The organism is Clostridium punense, from assembly GCF_017874425.1.
In the GTDB taxonomy this organism is placed as follows: domain Bacteria; phylum Bacillota; class Clostridia; order Clostridiales; family Clostridiaceae; genus Clostridium_J; species Clostridium_J punense.
The window spans coordinates 1-19,398 of record NZ_JAGGLL010000056.1 but is presented as its reverse complement, the minus strand read 5'-3'; the positions used below and the strand labels follow the sequence as shown (position 1 = coordinate 19,398).

Genomic DNA, 19,398 nt, shown 5'->3' with positions numbered 1-19,398 from the left:
AAACTTAAATCAGAATATTGAACTAGTAAAGGGTATAGTCAACCCCCTTGAGTACTACAAAGAATAATTAAAGTTTTCAAGTGGTAAATCTATAGAGAAACTACTTCAACACTTAATTTATATATTCCAAGAAGTGGTTTCTCCAAAAGAGATAGGCAAGCTCAATTAGTGTAATTATCTGAGTTTCTATTAATATCAAGGAATTATCAAATTTAAAGATATAAAGTTTTGAGCTTGTTTATCTATATAGGGTTCCATGATAGAATTTTAACTTATTCATCTTCATAACCCCTTAAGGGAACCAGGGTAGGACTCATGTATAAGTTAAGTTTTAACTCTGGTTCCCTATATAAATGGAAAATTAATTAAATTTATTCATGTAGGTAGGAGGATTTATTTTGATAACTAAAATACTACTTATAATACTTTTTATTATAATATTACTCTTAGGACTAACTTTAATAAAAACACTTTTGGTGCCAAAACCAAGAAAGCACACTGAAAAAGAAATCCCTATAAATACTGAAAGAGCTGTAGAATATGGAAGATCATTATCTGAACTTATTAAAATAGAAACTATTTCTTCAAAAGATGATAAGAGTAGAGATAAGTTTTTCACTTTCCATAAGGAACTTGAAAACCAATTTCCTCTTATACATGAAAAATGCGAAAAAATGGTCTTCAATGGAAGTTTATTATATAAATGGCCAGGCAACAACAAAGCTGAACCTATCATGCTTATGAGTCATCATGATGTAGTTGAAGCACCTGGCAAATGGACCTTCCCACCTTTTGGGGGAAAAATCGCAAATGGGGTTTTATGGGGACGTGGAACTGTAGATACTAAGTCAAACTTATTCTGCTTTTTAACTGCAGTTGAAGAGCTTTTGAAAAATGCTTTTGTTCCAAATGGAGATATCTACTTAGCTAGCACTTGCACAGAGGAATGGTCAGGTGAAGGCGGAGAATTAATAGCTAATTATTTCAAAGAAAATAATATAAAGCTAGAAATGATACTAGATGAAGGTGGTATGATAGTAGACGAACCAATAAAAGGGGTACCTGGTAAATTTGCAATGATTGGTGTTATGGAAAAGGGAATGGGAAATCTTAAGTTCATAGCAAAAGGATTAGGCGGCCATGCTTCTGCACCTCCTAAGAACTCTCCTATTGCTAGACTTGCAGCCTTTATTAATCATGTGGAAAAAAGTGATCCCTTTAAAGCTAAATTTAACAGCACAGTATCTGAAATGTATAGAAGGCTATTGCCAAACATGAAATTCCCTATGAAATATATCTTTTCTAACCTTTGGATATTTGAGCCTATACTTAAAAAGCTTATGCCTTCGATAAGCTCTGTTGGAACTGCCATGTTAAAAACAACTTGCGCATTTACAACTCAAAAGGGATCTATTGGTCTAAATGTATTGCCACAAGAGGCCTATGTAACAGCTAACATGCGCTTCATCCCTCACCAAGGCACTGAGGAAAGCATAGAAATAATTTCAAACTTGGCTAAAAAGTATAATATAGAAACTGAAATTATAAATAAGAGTTATCCTTGTCCTGTGGTTAACTATAACAGCAAACCCTTTAAATTAGTTGAAGATACAGTTAAAAAAATTTATCCAAATGTATCTTGTTCACCTTATGTAATGTCTGGTGCCACAGACTGTAAGTTTTTTAGTGAGGTATGCGAAAACAGCATACGTTTTGCTCCTCTAGAAATTTCACCTAGTCAAATAGATAGCGTTCATGGTTTAGATGAAAATATAAACATATCTACTTTAGTTACAGGCGTTGATTTCTTTAAAAGCATAATTAAAAACTGGTGTTAATAAGATTTTATAAAAACTAATAAAGGCTTTTGAAAATGAAATTTATTCTATTCATCTTCAAAAGCCTCAAGCAATCAAGGTATGCTTAATTACCTATTAAGTCTTGACTTTGATTTCTCATAAATAAGTAAGAGTGATATTATATATCTACTTACTTATTTTTTTAGCAACATTTTGGGAACTTCAAATCTACTTTCAAAGTTGTTAACCCTAAGTAGCTTGCTGCGACTTTAATCATAATAATCCTCTAGTTGCATTTTCAAATACTCTACAAATAATTCTTCCCTTTTATTTAAATTATAATTTTTAAGTGATAATAAATATATTTCTGACATATCATGATAATTTTTTAAAGGCTTACAAACACAGTTTAGTGCTGAATTCATACTAGGGTGTATATTTATAGATGGTGCTATATATTCACCAGAAGAAATAGCATCATTAAAGGATGCTCTACTATTTACATATAATATGTTAGATTGATTTTCTATGCAGCAAACATCTAAAAAATCTCTATTATCAATATTTTTATAAGTAACAAGCTTGTACTTTGCAAGCTCTGATATATCTATTTCATTGCAGGAAGCTAATTCATGAAATGCTGACATCATAATCATTATTTTAACTTTGTCCTTTAATAAAACCATCTCTATATTATACTTCTCTGCAATTGTATTAAACCTCTGCCTTTGATTTGAGGTCATGTAAAATACTGCTATCCTACTTTTATAATGTATCAAATCACTCATGCATTCTGTAAAAACGCTTTCTATTAAAGTATCACATCCATTAGTACAAGGGTTTGACCTTACAAAGGAAAAATAACAATGAGAAAAAAAGGAAGATGGGAAAATAGAAATTGATAGACTATCATTTACAGTTGATACCTTTGAAATAGTATGCATTTTCTCATATTCACTATAAATTATTTTAGCAGAACTTATAAACTTTTCACCTTTATCAGTTAAGAATATTCCTTTATTGGTTCTTTTAAATAGTGGATACTGAAACTCTTCTTCAATATTCTTTATAACGTTACTAAGAGTGGATTGTGGCAAAAATAACTTTTGAGCAGCTTTATTTATAGATCCAAGTTCCGCTGTATATATTAAATATTTCAAGTGTTGAATATTCATAAAAACTCCTTAAAAACCTATAGTATAACTCTATAATATCATACTAGTAGAGTATAGTCAGTATAGGCATAAATTTATGATTCTATTAATAACCCTCCTCAACCTTCCCTGTAATCATAAAAACTCTTGCTTCTAATATTATTCTCCATATCCAAAACCTATAGTATAAACCTTATAATAATTTATAATTAGCAATTCACACTCTTCTATCTATATAATTTTTGTAAAGGTTTAAAAAAAGAAGTGAAATGAAGATAAATTAATGATAGAATATTGTTGTCAGCATAAGGCATTTTCAAATGCCTAATTATAAGAATCCCTCAAGGAGTATTTCTTGAGAAAAAATATTTTTTTTAGAAAAGGAGCATTAATATGAATAAGCCAATTTTATCAGCTCACTTCGAGTCAAGAATGCCATCAGATGTAAGACTAGCTCAAATGAAATATGAAGAGCGTAAAGTTAAACCTGAAGCTGTAATCAACGTAGGTATAGGTAACGTTTCTCTTCCTACAAACCCAGCTATGATGAAAAGAATGTTTGAACTAGGTGCACCTGAAAGCCCATTTGCAAAGGGTGTTGTTAGATATTCAACTACTGCTGGTGTTCAAGAGTGCCAAGATGCTTTCAAAAACATCCTTAAGTGTGAAGGTTTTGATACAAGCAAATTATTTGTTCAAGTAACTGACGGCGGATCTGCTGCTATGGAATTGCTTTTACTAGGAGTTTGTGGTGCTGCAGGCACTGGGGACAAGCCACTTATGGTTATTGACCCTGCATACACAAATTATATTTCTTTTGCAGAAAGAATTGGACGTAAAATTGTTACAGTATCTCGTGATTTAAATGAAAATGGTAAGTTTAGTCTTCCAGAATTAAATAAAATAGAAGAATCAATAAAAGAGCACAATCCAGGAGCACTTCTTGTGATTCCTTATGACAACCCAACTGGACAATACTTTGATTTTGAAACTCTTAAAGAGTTAGCTAAGCTTTGCGTGAAGTACAACATGTGGATGGTAAGTGATGAAGCTTATCGTGAATTATTCTATGATGTAAACAGTAAGCTTGTAAGTATTTGGGGAGTTACTGATGCTGAGGTTCCTGGTATTGAAGGAAGAAGAATCAGTATCGAAACTACATCAAAAGTATGGAATGCTTGTGGTTTAAGAATAGGTGCTTTAATTACAGATAGTGCTGAGTTCAACAACCGTTCTGTTGCTGAGTATACTGCAAACCTTTGTGCTAACGTAATTGGTCAGTATATCTTCGGTGCTCTTGCTCATCAAACTAAAGAAGAAATTGCTCAGTGGTGCACTAGCATTAGAGAATACTACAAAGAGCAAATCTTCAACGTTTATAACGGACTTAAAAAACAAGAGCCTGGCTTAATTGTTTCTAGCCCAGATGCATCTATCTACACAGTAATCGATGTTAGAAACGTAGTAAAACCTGGCTTTAACGGAATTGACTTCATTTTATACTGTGCTCAAGAAGGATCTGTTAACATTGATGGAGTTGAAACAACTCTACTTGTAGCACCAATGAAAGGCTTCTACAATGTAGCTAAAGATGCAGTAAACCCAGGAAATACTCAATTCAGAATTTCCTTCGTTGAAACTCCAGAAAACATGGCAAAAGTTCCTGAGCTATTTGTTAAGCTTTTAAGACAATTTGAAGCTCAAAGATAATTTTAAAATTATATAGTTTTAATTTAAATCATAACCGTCAACTAAGTTGGCGGTTTCTTTATTTTTCCAATTAAAGCTTTCTAATAATAATGCAACTGCATTATTATTTTCAATTTTCTTTCATTTCTAGTATAATGTATATAAATAGATAATTAGGGGGAAAATGTTATGTCAATTAATTGCCAAAGAGAATTTGAACTTTTAAAGAAAATTGGTTTTGTAAGAACTAGCGGCTCGGAAGAAGAATTTAAAGCTGCAAACATGTTACTAGAAGAAATTGCTTCCATAGGATGTGAAGGACACTTAGAAGCTTTTAAAGCTCCAACTTCTAAAATTACAAAAGCTACGCTAAAGGTAGTGGAGCCCTATGAGAAGGAATATGAGATTGCACCATATAACTGTGCAATTGGCACACCTGAAGGTGGAATAACTACAGATTTTATATATATTGAGGATGGACTTGATGTAAATTTAGTTGATCTTAAAGGAAAATTTGTACTTATGAATACTCGTCCAAACCCTAAGCTTTATAAAAAACTTATTGATGCTGGTATTGCTGGTTATATAACTATGTCTGGTACTGCCATGGATGAGGAAGATAAAACTGATATTTCTATAGCTAGAATCCGTGAAAAAAATACACAACATGGAAAAATACCTGCTGTAAATATGCGTACAAAGGACTGTTTCCAAATGGTTAGGGACAAGGCTTCTAAGGTACATGTGGAAATAATCATGGAAGACATAGAACTTCCTTCTCAAAATGTGGTTGTAACCTTAGAAGGTACTAAATACCCTGAGGATATAATTTCCTTCGGTGCTCACTATGACAGTGTTCCTTACAGTACAGGAGTGTATGACAATGGGGCTGGTTCCGTTATTATAATGGAGCTTTTAAGACATTTTAAAGAAAATCCACCAATGAGAACTGTAAAATTTGTATGGTACGGTTCTGAGGAAGTTGGACTTCTTGGAAGTAAAGCTTACTTAAAAGATCATGAAGAAGAGCTTAAAAAACATCTTCTAATGATAAACGTAGACGTTGCTGGTTCTATTCTTGGAAGAGAAATGGCATTAGTTACTGCTGAGCAAAACTTTGTTGATTACATTGATCATACAGCTAAAATTAAAGGATTCCCACTTAAAGTAGAGCAGAGCATATACTCAAGTGATTCTACAGCTTTTGCTGATGCTGGAATTCCATCCGTTACCTTCTGTCGCTTTGCACCTCAAGGTGGAGCCTTCATTCATACTAGAGATGACGTTATGGATTACTTAAGTGCTGAAGCTCTAGAAAAAACTACTATAATAACTAAAGAATTCAGCGAAGCAATTATAAACTCAGTGGCATTCCCAGTGGAAAGAAAAATTCCTGAGAATATGAGAAAGAAATTAGATGAGTACTTTGATAAAGACCCTAAAAAAGAAGAGTCATCTGAAAGTAAAAAATAATTAAAACAGGGCTATTTCAAGGTGAGCAGCTAAAGCTCCTTGAAAATAGCCCTTTTATTTTAAAATAACCTTTTAAATAGTGAACAAGTTCATTTGATGAAGTTGCTTTGTTGTAACAAAGGTACTTTGTTACAACAAAGCAAATTACCTATGCTGAGCAACTGTAAAGCTGGTCAGCATACACTTATAGAATATGTCAGACTCCAAGCTTCCCAAATGTTATTAAAGCAAATTCTGCCAACAATTTATTAATAACACCAGAGATATTTAATCCAAAGGTAGGTTTTTTAGTTTCTGTTCCACAGCCCTTGATATTCTAAACAAGGAGGACCCTGCCATAATCCCTGCCGCTATAGCTGCTGCATAGCCTACAGTATGTGAACCATTACTAAGAAACTCATCCATCATGCCGTTAACCGCATAATTCATAGTAAAATAAAGTGCACGTCCAGGAATTAAGGGAACCACTGAAGAGGTCAAAAAAGTAGTAGTTGGTGTTTTCTCAATTCGTGCTAAAACCTCTGAGTATATTGTAACTACCATTGTTGATATAAAATATCTGGACATTTCACTTGCAATCCAGTTACCTAGTAAAAGATAGATTATCCAGGAAAGCATACCCCCTATAGCAGCAAGCCATAACCTTCTTCCTTTTATATTAAAAAGAATTGAAAATCCCAAGGAACCTATAAAAGCTGTAGCAATTTGAGTTATATAAATCATTTAAAACTACCTCCGAAAAAAATTGAAGCAATACCAAAGCCTACAGCAATAGATAATGCTACAACAACTGCTTCACAAAGTCGAAATAATCCTGATATGGTATCTCCACTGATTATATCTCTAATGGAATTTGTAAGAGCAATTCCTGGAATCATCAGCATAATATTTCCTATGATAATCTTATCTAAATTATCCCCAACTCCAACATTAACAGATATTATTGCAAGTATTCCAATAATAAAAGAGCAGATTATATTTGAAAATATCACATTCTTATCCACCTTCTGCACTACAATAATGAACAACTTCAAAAGTATAGCTATCAAAGAGGATACTAGGGCATCCATTAAGGTTCCGCCAAAAAAGATAGTAAAACCACCAGCGATTATAGCATAAGCAAAATATTCAATAGCAGAACTATAAACCTTCTCTTTATTTATTTCCTTCAATTCATCAATAATATATTCGGGCTCCGGCCTGTTACTACATATATATCGCGAAAGGCTGTTGAGCTTATCCACTTTATCTAAATTAGTAGAGTATTTATAAATTCTTCTGGTTTGAGTAAGAATACTCCCGTCCTCTCTCTGAACAGTGACCACAATACTTGAGGTTATTGTAAAAACATCAATCCGCTTTGCACTATAAGCCTTACAAATACGTCTAATAGAATCCTCAACCCTATTAATTTCAGCACCACTAACTAGCATTTGCTCTCCGATATCCATTACACAGTATAATAATTCCTCAGTTAACATTATAAATATCTCCTTTAAGTATTTAATCATCAATATTATAACTAATAATGTCACTGTAATCTATAACATATTCTGTTCATAATTTATTGAGCTATAATGCGGTAAATTTGCATTGGTCAATTTGTCCAAGAAGTAAAAGGACTATTTTCAAAGAGAGACTTTAATCTCCCTCAAAATAGCCCTTTATACTCTATATTAATCACCTCTAGGGTAATTTTTTTTATTTTATGTGAATTGTTTTTACTCAAGAATTCTTTCATCAAGCCTTCTTACAAAGCTATAAGTATAAGGATCAAAATACTTGTTCCAAAATCTTAGAGCAGTAGGATTAATAGTTTCGCAATCTACTCCTAACCTTTTTATACCATCCTTCTTTAAAGTTTCAAGTACAAAGAAAAGTAAACTTTGACATATATTTTTCCCTCTATAATCTTCTTTTAAATATGCCCCACAAATATTTAAAACATCTGGTTCCTCAGAAATAAAGGTTTCCCCATCATTAGTAATTTCAAAGTACCCAATAATATTGGATTTATCTCTTACAACAAAAAAACGTGATTTTCGTCTATTACACATAGAGATAAATTCCTCTTCTGAAAACTCTTTATTAGGGAAATAAGTAGGACTCTTTATCAAATGTCTTACCAAACTGTTTTTTAATGACAATAAACAACTTGCCTCACTATAATGTATTTCCTCATAAGAATACTCTTTATTTACTTGAATATTTAAAGACGTATCAACATTTCGTATAGCATCACTGCACCTTATACCAAAGCCATTCATTGATAATGATGTCATAACCTCAGCATCATGACTATATGCACAGATTCCATAGCTTAAAATTTCTTCCTTAATCATTTCTTTCGAAGCGTGTTGAAATAAAAGTGAAGCGAGCCTACCTCTATCTTCACCTATATAGCCATTAGCAAATAAGGGTGAGAAGGAACCTTTTACATTTCCAAAATGACCATTAATACTTGCCCAGAAGCTTAAATATCCTAATAGCTTTCCTTTTTCTAGTGCTACTACCCCATAATTTCCTTTAAATATTTCAGTCAATAAATCGGTAAGAACAACCTTATAGTCTTTTTCATATAAGGCCTCTATATATTTTCGCTCCCTATTATATTGTGCTTGTGCAATCTTAACTGCATCTTCAATATATTTTTCATTTAACTTCTCAAATAACATACCCATACCCCACTCTATTAGTTTATTCTATAACTTTCTCTCTGCATCCTATTTTAATTTCTTCACTTATAACTCCTTGACTTAATATTTTCCATGGACCACCATTAAAATCTAACAAGGGCTATATAGTATCTACTTCCAATTATACATAATACTCCTAAAATGTTATATATTTTATTTAGTATTTTTATTGAAAATAAGGTTTATTCCTAACCCTTCATACTTTGGACTTAAGTCAATATTAAATGTGGTATATCCTTAGGTACATATAGTCCTTTTCTTTATTTTTTCCATTCATGCTTCATAATTTATTCCCTTCAATATATTTTGATATGCTTTTTCTTCAAGGTCTGCTATCTGATTAATCATATTTGGTAATCTGTTAAGATCTTTACTTTCTTTCAGTAGATATCCTACTATTAAGTCCGTCATCTCTTGAATAATAATTCCGCTCTTACTAAAAAGTTCACCTGCTGATTTCCATTTTTGAAAGCCATACTTCTCTCCTAATTTTATCAATAATGAAGCATACTCCTTACGAGCAGCTTGATGTTCTATTTCATCTTTTTCCTCAATCATAAGTAATCTATTGGGAAGAACTGGTATAGTTCCTGTAAACATAACAATGTTTCTAAGGGCTGTTTCATATTCTTCAGCAGTTAATTCATCTTCCCAACTAAGAATTTCTTTGCTAAGCTTTCGCATACCAGAGATTCCAACGAACCCTACCTTAGGATTAAGCACTTGATTTGCTTTTTCATAAAATCCCTTTATAGCAATTTCTCTAATACTCCTAATTTCTTCATCAAACTCTATTAGGCATATTGAATTCTTATCAGATAGAGAAGTTTTTTCAATATCAAGAGCCTTTTCAAGAGTATCATATTTTATTTTTTGCACATCTTCAATTCCACAGTCGTATACATATGCACATTGCTCTTCATCATCATATCCAACCATTAGTATATAATGAATTGGGATATGTTCCTTATAATAAAACTTTGGATAATAACTTAAATAGTACATATCCAAACATCCGAGAACAACAGGTCTTTCATCATTAATCTGTTCCTTTGCTCTTTTCATTATATAATCAAATTTTCTGCCTTCTATATACTTATATTTAAATCCTACAATATCATTAATTGATGAATACATTTTTTTAGTTCTTCCATCATTAAAGACAGTCATTCTTCGCATATTTCCATTGCTAAACTTTAAGTATACAAATTTTCCTATTCCACTTAAACAGAAGAAAAAATAATCTGGTATATCTTCATTTAATCTTGTTTGATATAAATCTTCAATACCATTCCACATACAAGTATAATCGCAAACTTTGTGTCTTAGTTCGATTACCTTCTTAGTCATATTCTCATCACTCCTTCTATAAAACTTAGTTTCTATAGGAAAAGCATATACCCTCGCATTATGCTAGAGTCAATACTTATCTTTTTTTAACTGGAAAACATACTTCTGTAATAAATTTTTCTTCACCTACTTCATTCCCTGGAGAAATATAATAAATATTAAATGCAGGTCCACAAATTTCAAGTCCATTTTGTGTTATCCATTTAGCCAGATAAAGATTTATATCTTTAAGTCTGCTATACCCCCCTTGATATACCAATGAAGCTACCTCACAAGATGGTATACTATAAAACTTCACCTTATCGGTATCTTCATAAATATTTTCAACTACCCTTTGAACCTCAACATCTATGTAGTTTTCATCAAAATTTATTTCATGCTGAATGGCAATAGAATACTTTGAATCTGAAAATTGAATATTCATCTTTTCACATTCATCACCAAGTATTTTCCATAAAACTCCCTCTTCAGGAAATTCTTTTATTTTCATTCTAAAGCTAGCAACTTTTCTATCTGGTATACACTTAGTTACTATAGACAACGCATGTTCCCTTTTGCTTGCTAAATCCTTTAATGCATTCTCCATTTGTGCCAACTGTTTTCTAATTACTTTTACCTCTTGTTCTTTATCTTCAATTTTATTTTTTAATAGCTCTTTCAAACTATCTATTTGCATTTCTTGTAATTGTAATTCAACTATTTCTTTTAATCCAAATCCCATCATCTTTAAAGCTACAATTTGATTGGCAATTGGCAATTGGCTACTTTCATAATACCGATAACCCGTTGATTCATCTATATACTTAGGTGTTAACAATCCAATTTTATCGTAATTTCTAAGCATATGAATACTTATAGATGTAAGTACTGAAAATTCACCTATCTTAAGCATTTTTTCACCCTTCCTAATCTTATTCTATCGCTTAAATTATACTACATATTGAGTAATACTTCCTTATAAGACTATCATCAGATTAAGACTTATAGTTGCTCTTTTCTTTTAATATAATAATCACTATATTTTATAATGCTTTTTTCTTCATATATGTTAAATTTGTTATTCTTTAAAGCTAAAGTTCTTTCTATATCACTGTTCCTAGCTTTAGTAACAATATTTTTTATGTCAAAATCTATATAGAAGTTTTCTGTTGCCATTCTAAATATTTCAGTGATCAATTCCTCACCTTCAAAAGCAGAAATAATATCAACTCTAAGAATCCCATTTTCACAAACACCATCTAAGAATCTAGTTGTATTAGGAATAGGTGCTATTTCGATAGTTCCTATTATTTTTTCTGTCTGTTTATGAGTAACACTCCATCTAATATAAAACTTTTCTTCAAACTCTTTTATCCATCCAGCAATACCTTTTTTTACATTTTTAATAGTGCTTATATTCCAATCACCACCACAATTATCATTATTCATATGGCTTACTGTTATTGGATCTGTATAACACTTAAATAATTCTTCTGCATCTTCCTCTTTCACCATTGTAAATTATAAGTTATCTGTTTCATATACTGGGCACTTTTCAAATGGATTATTTCTCTTCTTTAACAATTTTAAAATTTCACTTTCACTATCTAAGACATCATAATCTCCTGGTGAACCATCTATTTTATGATATTGGACACCATCCTCATAATTTTTCTTTAAATATGTAGCTAGACTATGCAAACCTTCATCTTTAGCACATTGAATAAATACCCTATTACGTTTATTTTTAAAAGCTTTCTCTTCGCAAGGAAAACTCCTACATTCCCAACAACCATTTATCCCTCTAGTTTTTGCACATTCTTTAATTGAACATCCATCACATTTTTCCTTGCATCCCTTACATTCTCCTGATTTTCCAGCATTACAGAGTTTACACACAAGTCCACAATAAGCTATGCTCTCCTTTATTTCCTCTACTGAATATGCCATACAAATCCCCCTTAACAATTAATTTTAATTTAATTATATTAGGTGATATACGACAACTGTATGTCTTATATTATTAGCCATCTTGAAAAAATAAACAGGTCAGGATTCTCCTCTATTTTGTGTTATACTGCGTCAACAGAACCCATTAATAGCTCAACTATTAATAGAACCTGTGTCCTTGTCTGCACAAGCTTGCTTGTGAACTCAAAATATCCTTCACATCTTTGACTTGTTATTTATTCTCAGATTCCTTATACATATAAATAATTTCTTTTGCCTTTGCCATAAACTCAATCTTTAATTCTTCGGGCTCAATTATTTTAACCTTATTCCCATAGGTGAAAAGTAATCCCTTCCAAAACACTTCATTCATTACACCATGAAATTGTAATAGAAAATTACCCTTTTCATTTTCTACTATTTTAGCATTAGGAAAATACTCTTCTATAGAAATTCGTATCTCTTCCTCACATAATATTTTTACATCCACATATTTTTGCTTATTCTGTTTCTCATACCGATTTAACAAAATCTCAATATTTTCATGTTTTATAGAAATAAACTTGTCTAACTTTTTTAAATTTCTCATTCTTACCACCTTAAACTGTCTATATTGTTGCTTATCACAACAGTATGCAAACATATACCACCCATGCCATTTATATATTACTCCAAGGGGCTCCACTTCTCTCAACGTCTTATTTCCATAGGAATCTGTATATTCAAACTCAATAGCCTTTTCTTCATCAATTGCATTTTCAATTAACCTTATGTACTCGTCTATATTTTTTCCCTCTCGTGAAGCACTAAAATCAATTTTAACTTTAGTACTAGTAGAATTCTCTAGCTTTGAAACATTTAGTATCTTTTCTAATGTATTTTCAATCTTCTTATTGTTGTAAGCGGAATTCATTCCCATTAATGCTGTAATAATAAATTGATAGTCTTCTGTATTAACCATCTGTTTATCAATCTTAAAATTATCAAGAATTCCATATCCACCATTTGCACCTTGCATTGATGTTATAGGTATTCCAGCTAAATTTATCGTTTCAATATCTCTTTGTATGGTTCGAGTTGAAACTTCAAACTTTTCAGCTAAGGTATTAGCATTTACAAAATCCCTATTTAATAGATATACAACTATCCCAAGCAATCTTTCTATCTTCATTTTTCTACCTCAATACAATAATCTTCTTAGATTAATTATAAAAAAACTATAAGAAAAAGTAACCCTATAATTCTGAGATTATTTCTCATATAACCTATTTAGAGTATGGTTATATGGTAATGTAATTTTTTACATTATTATTGAATAACTTGATTATATGGTATATTATGTATTTAATAATGTTATGGAGGGAAGAGAGAATGAAAAAATTAATTAGAATCTTTTTAGTTGTTTTGACACTTGGATTACTAACAAGTACAAATGTTTATGCTGCCGAAGCTAAAGAAAAGTATGTTAAGTATAAGGATTACTCTATTTATACCCAATGCTATAACTACAGCAGTAAAGAAAAAACTGCAATTATTTTTATCCACGGGTTAGGAGATGATAGTTCTGCAGCTAGTTTTTTACATGACTCCAAAAATCCTTATATGACTATATCTTACGATAACTTTAGCCATGGTAAATCATCTATGGTTACGCCAGATGAAATAAATTGGGACAACCAGTTAGGTGCAATCAATGCCATTATTAAATCATATGGATTAAAGAAAGTTTACCTAGTAGGACACTCAATAGGTGCGGATATTTCCATGATGTATAGCAAAAAATATCCTGATAAAGTTGAAAAAATAGTATTATTGGACAGGGCCTTTTATAACTACTCTGATTTAGAAAAACTTAATTTCACAAGAGACTTAACAAAAATAGTTGGATATGATCCACAATTAAAAATGGGTAGAGATGTGTTTTCTAAGTACATAGACATGTTCTATGACAATGACATATCAAAAACCTGGAACATTAAGAAAAAAGTACTTTTAGTAGCTGCAAACCCTGATTCACTAAAACCTGATGGAGTAAATCCATCAATAGTAGATATGGTTAATGCGGTAAAACAAAACCCCGAAAATTTTAATTTAACACCAGAAGACGCTGCAAAACTACCTAATATTACTCTTGAAAACCTTAACCAAATATCAGATGTTCTAAGAGATAGAGGCGATAAATTTCCAAGCATAAATCATAGATTTAGTGCAATTAAGACAACCTTTGTACACAATATGCAAGCTGATCCAGCATCTAAAAATATTGTAAAAGACTATGTATTGAAATTTATTAATAAGTGTAACTAATAAATTCGAGGTGTTATTATGCTAATACAACCACTTTGTATTGTTTCAGCTCCATGCATGGTCTGATAAAGGACAGTGATTTGCATGGAGATATAAATTTCACTGTCCGAAGTTAGGCTTTGCTTTTCCTAAATATAATAATAGATTAAAGGAGCAAAGTTATGAAAAATAATGTATTATTAGGATTTTCCGAGGTGGATATTACGCCCTCCTCTAATTTGCAAACTATTGGCTTCAATAGAAAAGATAATATGTCAAAGGGAGTACTGCATAAGCTCTTTGCACAAATTTCAGTTTGGTATTCAAAGGAAGAAAAATGTTGTCTCATTGCTATAGATCACATAGGATTCTCATGCCATGAAGCAGATCTACTTCGTGATTTAATAGGAAACAAGCTTGGCATTACCCGTGATAAAATTATGCTTTGCTTTAGCCACACCCACTCTGCACCTAATATAAGTATTGAACCAGAATATTTTAGTTTTCTTTGTAATCAAGTTATTTTAGGTGTCAGTGAAGCAGAAAGAAATTTAGAACCCATTAAAGCTGCTTGGGGCATAGTAGAAGCTGATATAGGAATTAATAGACGAGATGATAATGGAATTCTAGATAGACGTGTAGCTGTGCTTAAAATTGCTCATGCTGAAAACTCTAATTTAAAATTGCTTATTTTAAGACTTACAGCTCATGCTAATGTTTTGCTTAGAGATAATTATTTAATATCCTCAGACTTTATTGGTGTTACAAGAAATTTGCTTGAAGAAAAGTATGGATGCAAAGTTATGATAACCCAAGGGGCTTCTGGTAATGTAAAACCTAAATATAGTGGTTCATTACAAGCTTTAGATAAAATGGCAATTGAAATTAAGAATTCTATTGATAAATGCATTGAAAATCTTAAACCACAAACAATTAAAAATCTATCTATGTTTTCTCAAAAGGAATCTTTTTTTGCTGATGTTCCTACTGTAGAGCAAGCAAAAAAAATTTCAGCTGAGGCTATGAATGAAAATAATATAGACGGCACAAATTGGCTTAAGGAAATTAATCGCTTGCATAGTGAAGCCATAAGGCAGCAATGTAAAGAAATTGAGATTCAGTTTTTTAAGCTCAATGAAGGATGTCTTTGTGGAGTTACCAATGAGATTATGTGTGAAATTGCTGTTGATGTAGCCAAGGTATGTAATAATGAACTTATATACTTAGGTGGATACACCAATGGCTGTGATGGCTATTTACCAACTGCTGAAGAATATGATAAAGGTGGCTATGAGGTTCTTCACTCATACTTAATTTATTATATATATCATGGCACAGTTATGCCTCTTAATCGGGATACCGCAAGCAAATTAGTAAAGCTAATTTCTAAGCAATTGTAAAACTAGATTTTTTACTGACACTTAAAGTAATGTAATGTTAAAACCTATGCTTAATATAATATACTCCATTCCAAGTAGCAGTTTTGTTATTTCAACTGTCACCATAAAGAGAGCATATTATTACTCTATTAGCATAGGTTTTTATTATAAAAATTTCTTCATGGCAACTGCAGGTAACACCTTACCAGTCCAATTTAATTCAACATCTTTAATTTTAGTAAACCCATTATTAATCCAAAATTTTAGTACTGAATTATCATAATTAGTAACTACATCAATCCTAATTGACTTACTTTTTAGTGATTTAATATATTTCTCAATCCCTTTAAAAATAATATTTCCAAGACCCTTGCCTTGAAAATCACCATGTATCATCAGTAAAGACAAATACGCTTCTTTACCTATTCTTAAGTCTACTATTCCAATTATCCTTTCAGTATTTGACTCAACCAGTTTATAAGAGTGAAACCCTATGTCCTTCATACTTTTAAGTTCTTGGACTAACCATTCATTTGTTACTTTGTTTTTGTCCATGTGATTAATTAAGAACTTCTCGTTGGAATTGTACATTTCAAGGACTTCTTGTATATCTTTATTTTCTACTAAACTTACATAAAAATCTTTTGATTGGAAAATCATTGCTATCCCCCATTTAATGAAACTTTTTTACCCAAATATACTACCCTATCAACTTTATTTTATCATGAACTAATTGTAATAATATACCTAAATTTTCGACTTCCCTTATAAGTAATTTATAACCCCTATTTCGTTTAATGCAATCTATCAGTCAAAACATAAGTTAAATTCATGGCCTACAAATCTGAAGTAATTAATTTAAGGTCAAACAAAAGGGCATGTAAAATTACATACCCTCTTTAAAAATAATTCTGTCTATAATTTATTAATCATCTTGGAGTTAAATTTCTATTACTTAACCTCTTTAACTTCCTTAATTGCCTTATCCCCAAACTGATTATCAACTACCTTTTCATATGGTGGTCTTTCTTTTAAAAGCTCAGGGTTATAAGACTGAATTATATCCATTAATCTTGTCATATCTTCTTTTTTAACCACTGGAGTTTTTGAGAAAGCTTCAATTTGTCTGTAGTTTTTAACAACTTGAACCATTATAGCTTCATCTGTATCTGGGAAGAAGGATTTAATAGATTTTATAACTTCTTCATCTGATTTTTTCTCAACCCAAAGTTGTCCTTTGTATATAGCTCTTGTAAACTTCTCAATGATTTCTGGATTTTTTTCCATATAAGATTTTGTTGCATAGAAGCAAGTGTAAGGAAGAGTTCCTGCTGCTTCCCCAACTGAATGAATTGAACCACCTTGTTCTTTAACTATCATACTAGCTGTAGGTTCGAAAATTGCTGCATATTCACCAGTCCCGCCTTTAAAAGCTGCTGGTACTACACCAAAAGCAATGTTAGTTATCATGTTCATATCTGTTTTAACATTAATTCCACGATTCCTAAGCACATATTCAAAAGCCATTTGAGGCATTCCACCTGGTCTTCCACCTATAACTTCTTTTCCTTTTAAGGATTCCCATTTAAAATCCTTTTCTTCTTTCCTTGAAACTAGGAAAGAACCATCTTTTTGTGTAAGTTGAGCAAATACTATTGGGTAATCATCTCTCTTTTGATTATAAATATATAGCACCTGTTCTGGACCTGAAAAACCTATGTCTGCGTTTCCACTAAGTAGTTGTTGCATGGTTTTATCTGCTCCCTGTCCTGTGGTAAGTTCGATTTCTATGCCTTCTTCCTTAAAGAAGCCTTGATTTATTGCTGCATACATTGGTGCATAGAAAATTGATCTAGTAACTTCATTCAATCTAATCTTCGTAACTGTAGTGTCTTTCTTTGGCTTACAGCCTACAAAAGCTGTAGCAAAGATAAATAAGATTGTAACAATGGCTGTTAATTTAAAATAATTTTTCCTCATGTTTTACCTCCTTAAATTCTTCCTTTTAGTTCTCCGCTCTTTGAACTCTTGGAATTTTTTATGAACTAGTTTTTAAGCATAATCCATAATATGATTTAAGAAGGAAAAGTGTTATTAAATAATGGTTTCATAAGAATTATTATTTAAACATATTTTTCCTAAAGATTTTACTAAGTAATAAAACCAAGGATGTTAACCTTGGTTTACTTAGTTTTATTTATTAGATTAATTAATTCTTCTTTCGTTTTAACTTTATCCTCAAACTTATCCTTTAAATACTTAGGTAATTTATGTTCTACTTTATTATAATCTATATAAAATTTTCCGTAATAAATGCCCACTGGTTCATAACAATTCTCTACTTTGACTCCACCAGTATACTTGTTAAGAAATACTATTATATGCTCTCCTTTATCTAATGGTGGCATACCATCAAATCTGTGTTTCACAGGTTTAATTTTATTTATATCTATGTACTTATCAGGGAATTTCTCCTTGTATTTTTTGTATAAAAACTCTTTATCCATAATACCGCCTGGTTCTACAACACATATTGTTGAACCTTTTATAATATTATTATTGCTTTCATAAACCTCAGTAATCTCTATCTCCGAAATAGTAAATGGGGTTTGTGTATATATTACATTTCTTGTGTTTTTAACTATACCCTCTATTACTATATCCGAGTATTGCTTTAATTCTTCTATGTTATTAAAGTATTTTATAAGATGTGGTTTTGTATCAACTATATCATATTCTAAGCTGTTATCATTATTATCCACTGGATTTATCACTGAAATTGTTGTAGCTGAATTTTTATTATCTAATTTTAAGATTTGCTCAAGCTTATTATTAGAGTTAATCGTAAATAAAGCCACTATGAAAAAAGTAAGAAATATTAGTTTTCTTCTCATTTAATTTGCTCCTTCCTAAATTATAAGTCTTAGTTAGTTATTATTAAATGTAGTATGCTCCAATTAATAACTTAAAATTTAGGTTGTACTATAATAAAATATTAGGATTTTGAGCAAAATAAAAAGAGTGATGAGTCATCAATCTTTGAGTCACTTTTTTAGAAATTTGTAAATTAACTCAATCAGGTATTATATTTATGTTATTCAAGCAAAATATTTTAAGCCTTTACTAAAAATTGAACCATTCACATCCTTTATACTTTTCTGGAATCTCTTCCTTTGAATCAATCCATTCAAGTGTTTCAATAAATATTGATGGTATTTTAGGAAAAATCCATTTATTCAAATACTCAATAAAGTCCGTTTCGTCATAGCAAATGCCTCCATCTATGCGATATCTCTTCGCATGTGGACTCTCATGTAGCCATTTGCCACAAAAATTAATACAGTATTTTCTTAAGTTATCAGCCACTTCATTTGGAACTGAATAAACAGATGGATTATTATCAGCACTTAACAATACATATTTCACTTTAGTATACCTCCTTGTGTTAATATAAGTAATCTCCTGCAAATTCTTATTTATAAATTATATAAATAATCTTTACACCACATTATTTTACCATTATTCATCTATCATAAATTCAGGATAAATGCGGATTAACCCCTTCGTTTTGGACAAAACCTAATAAATTCTTCGATTTTCTTAGATTTACACTCTTATCTGAATATTAGTTGTATCCTCTCCA

At 31.1% G+C, this 19,398-nt stretch carries 18 protein-coding genes; 5 read left to right on the top strand and 13 right to left on the bottom strand.

The genetic code is table 11. The annotated features are described in order from the left end of the window. The first annotated feature begins 398 nt into the window (after positions 1-398). Complete coding sequence (locus J2Z44_RS20165) at positions 399-1,838, top strand: M20/M25/M40 family metallo-hydrolase (RefSeq protein WP_209650012.1); 1,440 nt, start codon at positions 399-401, stop codon at positions 1,836-1,838. A 230-nt stretch (positions 1,839-2,068) separates the two neighbouring features. On the opposite strand, the gene J2Z44_RS20160 is transcribed toward J2Z44_RS20165, so the two are convergent. Beyond that, a complete protein-coding gene (locus J2Z44_RS20160) occupies positions 2,069-2,974 on the bottom strand; it encodes a LysR family transcriptional regulator (protein ID WP_021281945.1) in 906 nt (301 codons plus the stop codon). A gap of 372 nt (positions 2,975-3,346) precedes the next feature. Between J2Z44_RS20160 and J2Z44_RS20155 the strand changes: the two genes are divergently transcribed. After that, the gene (locus J2Z44_RS20155; RefSeq protein ID WP_017413955.1) at positions 3,347-4,663 is read left to right on the top strand and encodes a pyridoxal phosphate-dependent aminotransferase; all 1,317 of its coding nucleotides are present in this window, start codon (positions 3,347-3,349) and stop codon (positions 4,661-4,663) included. Between the two features lie 168 nt (positions 4,664-4,831). Then, on the top strand, positions 4,832-6,115 hold the full coding sequence (locus tag J2Z44_RS20150; protein ID WP_021281944.1) for a M28 family metallopeptidase: 1,284 nt from the start codon (positions 4,832-4,834) through the stop codon (positions 6,113-6,115). A 267-nt stretch (positions 6,116-6,382) separates the two neighbouring features. Here the strand turns inward: J2Z44_RS20150 and J2Z44_RS20145 are convergent, their stop codons facing one another. The 8 genes from J2Z44_RS20145 to J2Z44_RS20110 form a co-directional block, all read right to left on the bottom strand. Beyond that, positions 6,383-6,838 (bottom strand): threonine/serine exporter family protein, encoded by a 456-nt coding sequence (locus J2Z44_RS20145; protein ID WP_021281943.1) that lies wholly within the window; start codon positions 6,836-6,838, stop codon positions 6,383-6,385. Further along, entirely contained in the window at positions 6,835-7,596 is a 762-nt protein-coding gene (locus tag J2Z44_RS20140; protein ID WP_021281942.1) for a threonine/serine exporter family protein, read from the bottom strand. The genes J2Z44_RS20145 and J2Z44_RS20140 overlap by 4 nt, the downstream gene beginning before the upstream one ends. Before the next feature lie 240 nt (positions 7,597-7,836). After that, entirely contained in the window at positions 7,837-8,790 is a 954-nt protein-coding gene (locus J2Z44_RS20135) for a GNAT family N-acetyltransferase (protein ID WP_021281941.1), read from the bottom strand. A gap of 294 nt (positions 8,791-9,084) precedes the next feature. Beyond that, the gene (locus J2Z44_RS20130; protein WP_021281940.1) at positions 9,085-10,161 is read right to left on the bottom strand and encodes a BtrH N-terminal domain-containing protein; all 1,077 of its coding nucleotides are present in this window, start codon (positions 10,159-10,161) and stop codon (positions 9,085-9,087) included. Positions 10,162-10,237: 76 nt separating this feature from the next. Then, positions 10,238-11,053 carry a MerR family transcriptional regulator gene (locus J2Z44_RS20125; RefSeq protein WP_021281939.1) on the bottom strand — a complete coding sequence of 272 codons (816 nt, stop codon included), beginning with the start codon at positions 11,051-11,053 and terminating at the stop codon, positions 10,238-10,240. A gap of 89 nt (positions 11,054-11,142) precedes the next feature. Continuing rightward, complete coding sequence (locus J2Z44_RS20120) at positions 11,143-11,655, bottom strand: GNAT family N-acetyltransferase (RefSeq protein WP_209650010.1); 513 nt, start codon at positions 11,653-11,655, stop codon at positions 11,143-11,145. Positions 11,656-11,661: 6 nt separating this feature from the next. Then, positions 11,662-12,090 (bottom strand): DUF3795 domain-containing protein, encoded by a 429-nt coding sequence (locus J2Z44_RS20115; RefSeq protein WP_021281937.1) that lies wholly within the window; start codon positions 12,088-12,090, stop codon positions 11,662-11,664. A gap of 232 nt (positions 12,091-12,322) precedes the next feature. After that, complete coding sequence (locus J2Z44_RS20110; protein WP_021281936.1) at positions 12,323-13,261, bottom strand: helix-turn-helix transcriptional regulator; 939 nt, start codon at positions 13,259-13,261, stop codon at positions 12,323-12,325. 200 nt (positions 13,262-13,461) lie between these two features. Between J2Z44_RS20110 and J2Z44_RS20105 the strand changes: the two genes are divergently transcribed. Continuing rightward, the gene (locus tag J2Z44_RS20105) at positions 13,462-14,397 is read left to right on the top strand and encodes an alpha/beta fold hydrolase (protein ID WP_021281935.1); all 936 of its coding nucleotides are present in this window, start codon (positions 13,462-13,464) and stop codon (positions 14,395-14,397) included. Between the two features lie 161 nt (positions 14,398-14,558). Further along, on the top strand, positions 14,559-15,776 hold the full coding sequence (locus J2Z44_RS20100) for a hypothetical protein (protein ID WP_021281934.1): 1,218 nt from the start codon (positions 14,559-14,561) through the stop codon (positions 15,774-15,776). A gap of 144 nt (positions 15,777-15,920) precedes the next feature. On the opposite strand, the gene J2Z44_RS20095 is transcribed toward J2Z44_RS20100, so the two are convergent. From J2Z44_RS20095 to J2Z44_RS20080, 4 genes are all read right to left on the bottom strand, one after another. Continuing rightward, positions 15,921-16,415: a GNAT family N-acetyltransferase gene (locus J2Z44_RS20095; protein WP_021281933.1), complete on the bottom strand. Its 495-nt coding sequence runs from the start codon at positions 16,413-16,415 to the stop codon at positions 15,921-15,923. Positions 16,416-16,706: 291 nt separating this feature from the next. Next, a complete protein-coding gene (locus J2Z44_RS20090) occupies positions 16,707-17,735 on the bottom strand; it encodes an ABC transporter substrate-binding protein (protein WP_209650008.1) in 1,029 nt (342 codons plus the stop codon). A 203-nt stretch (positions 17,736-17,938) separates the two neighbouring features. Then, positions 17,939-18,649 (bottom strand): hypothetical protein, encoded by a 711-nt coding sequence (locus J2Z44_RS20085; protein WP_021281930.1) that lies wholly within the window; start codon positions 18,647-18,649, stop codon positions 17,939-17,941. Positions 18,650-18,878: 229 nt separating this feature from the next. Further along, the gene (locus tag J2Z44_RS20080) at positions 18,879-19,181 is read right to left on the bottom strand and encodes a hypothetical protein (protein ID WP_021281929.1); all 303 of its coding nucleotides are present in this window, start codon (positions 19,179-19,181) and stop codon (positions 18,879-18,881) included. Between the last annotated feature and the right edge of the window lie 217 nt (positions 19,182-19,398).

Excerpts from the sequence above, each read along its gene's own strand:
- J2Z44_RS20160 (WP_021281945.1), bottom strand. The coding sequence starts at position 2,974 with ATGAATATTCAACACTTGAAATATTTAATATATACAGCGGAACTTGGA.
- J2Z44_RS20155 (WP_017413955.1), top strand. The coding sequence starts at position 3,347 with ATGAATAAGCCAATTTTATCAGCTCACTTCGAGTCAAGAATGCCATCA.
- J2Z44_RS20150 (WP_021281944.1), top strand. The coding sequence starts at position 4,832 with ATGTCAATTAATTGCCAAAGAGAATTTGAACTTTTAAAGAAAATTGGT.
- J2Z44_RS20145 (WP_021281943.1), bottom strand. The coding sequence starts at position 6,838 with ATGATTTATATAACTCAAATTGCTACAGCTTTTATAGGTTCCTTGGGA.
- J2Z44_RS20140 (WP_021281942.1), bottom strand. The coding sequence starts at position 7,596 with ATGTTAACTGAGGAATTATTATACTGTGTAATGGATATCGGAGAGCAA.
- J2Z44_RS20135 (WP_021281941.1), bottom strand. The coding sequence starts at position 8,790 with ATGTTATTTGAGAAGTTAAATGAAAAATATATTGAAGATGCAGTTAAG.
- J2Z44_RS20130 (WP_021281940.1), bottom strand. The coding sequence starts at position 10,161 with ATGACTAAGAAGGTAATCGAACTAAGACACAAAGTTTGCGATTATACT.
- J2Z44_RS20125 (WP_021281939.1), bottom strand. The coding sequence starts at position 11,053 with ATGCTTAAGATAGGTGAATTTTCAGTACTTACATCTATAAGTATTCAT.
- J2Z44_RS20120 (WP_209650010.1), bottom strand. The coding sequence starts at position 11,655 with ATGGTGAAAGAGGAAGATGCAGAAGAATTATTTAAGTGTTATACAGAT.
- J2Z44_RS20115 (WP_021281937.1), bottom strand. The coding sequence starts at position 12,090 with ATGGCATATTCAGTAGAGGAAATAAAGGAGAGCATAGCTTATTGTGGA.
- J2Z44_RS20110 (WP_021281936.1), bottom strand. The coding sequence starts at position 13,261 with ATGAAGATAGAAAGATTGCTTGGGATAGTTGTATATCTATTAAATAGG.
- J2Z44_RS20105 (WP_021281935.1), top strand. The coding sequence starts at position 13,462 with ATGAAAAAATTAATTAGAATCTTTTTAGTTGTTTTGACACTTGGATTA.
- J2Z44_RS20100 (WP_021281934.1), top strand. The coding sequence starts at position 14,559 with ATGAAAAATAATGTATTATTAGGATTTTCCGAGGTGGATATTACGCCC.
- J2Z44_RS20095 (WP_021281933.1), bottom strand. The coding sequence starts at position 16,415 with ATGATTTTCCAATCAAAAGATTTTTATGTAAGTTTAGTAGAAAATAAA.
- J2Z44_RS20090 (WP_209650008.1), bottom strand. The coding sequence starts at position 17,735 with ATGAGGAAAAATTATTTTAAATTAACAGCCATTGTTACAATCTTATTT.
- J2Z44_RS20085 (WP_021281930.1), bottom strand. The coding sequence starts at position 18,649 with ATGAGAAGAAAACTAATATTTCTTACTTTTTTCATAGTGGCTTTATTT.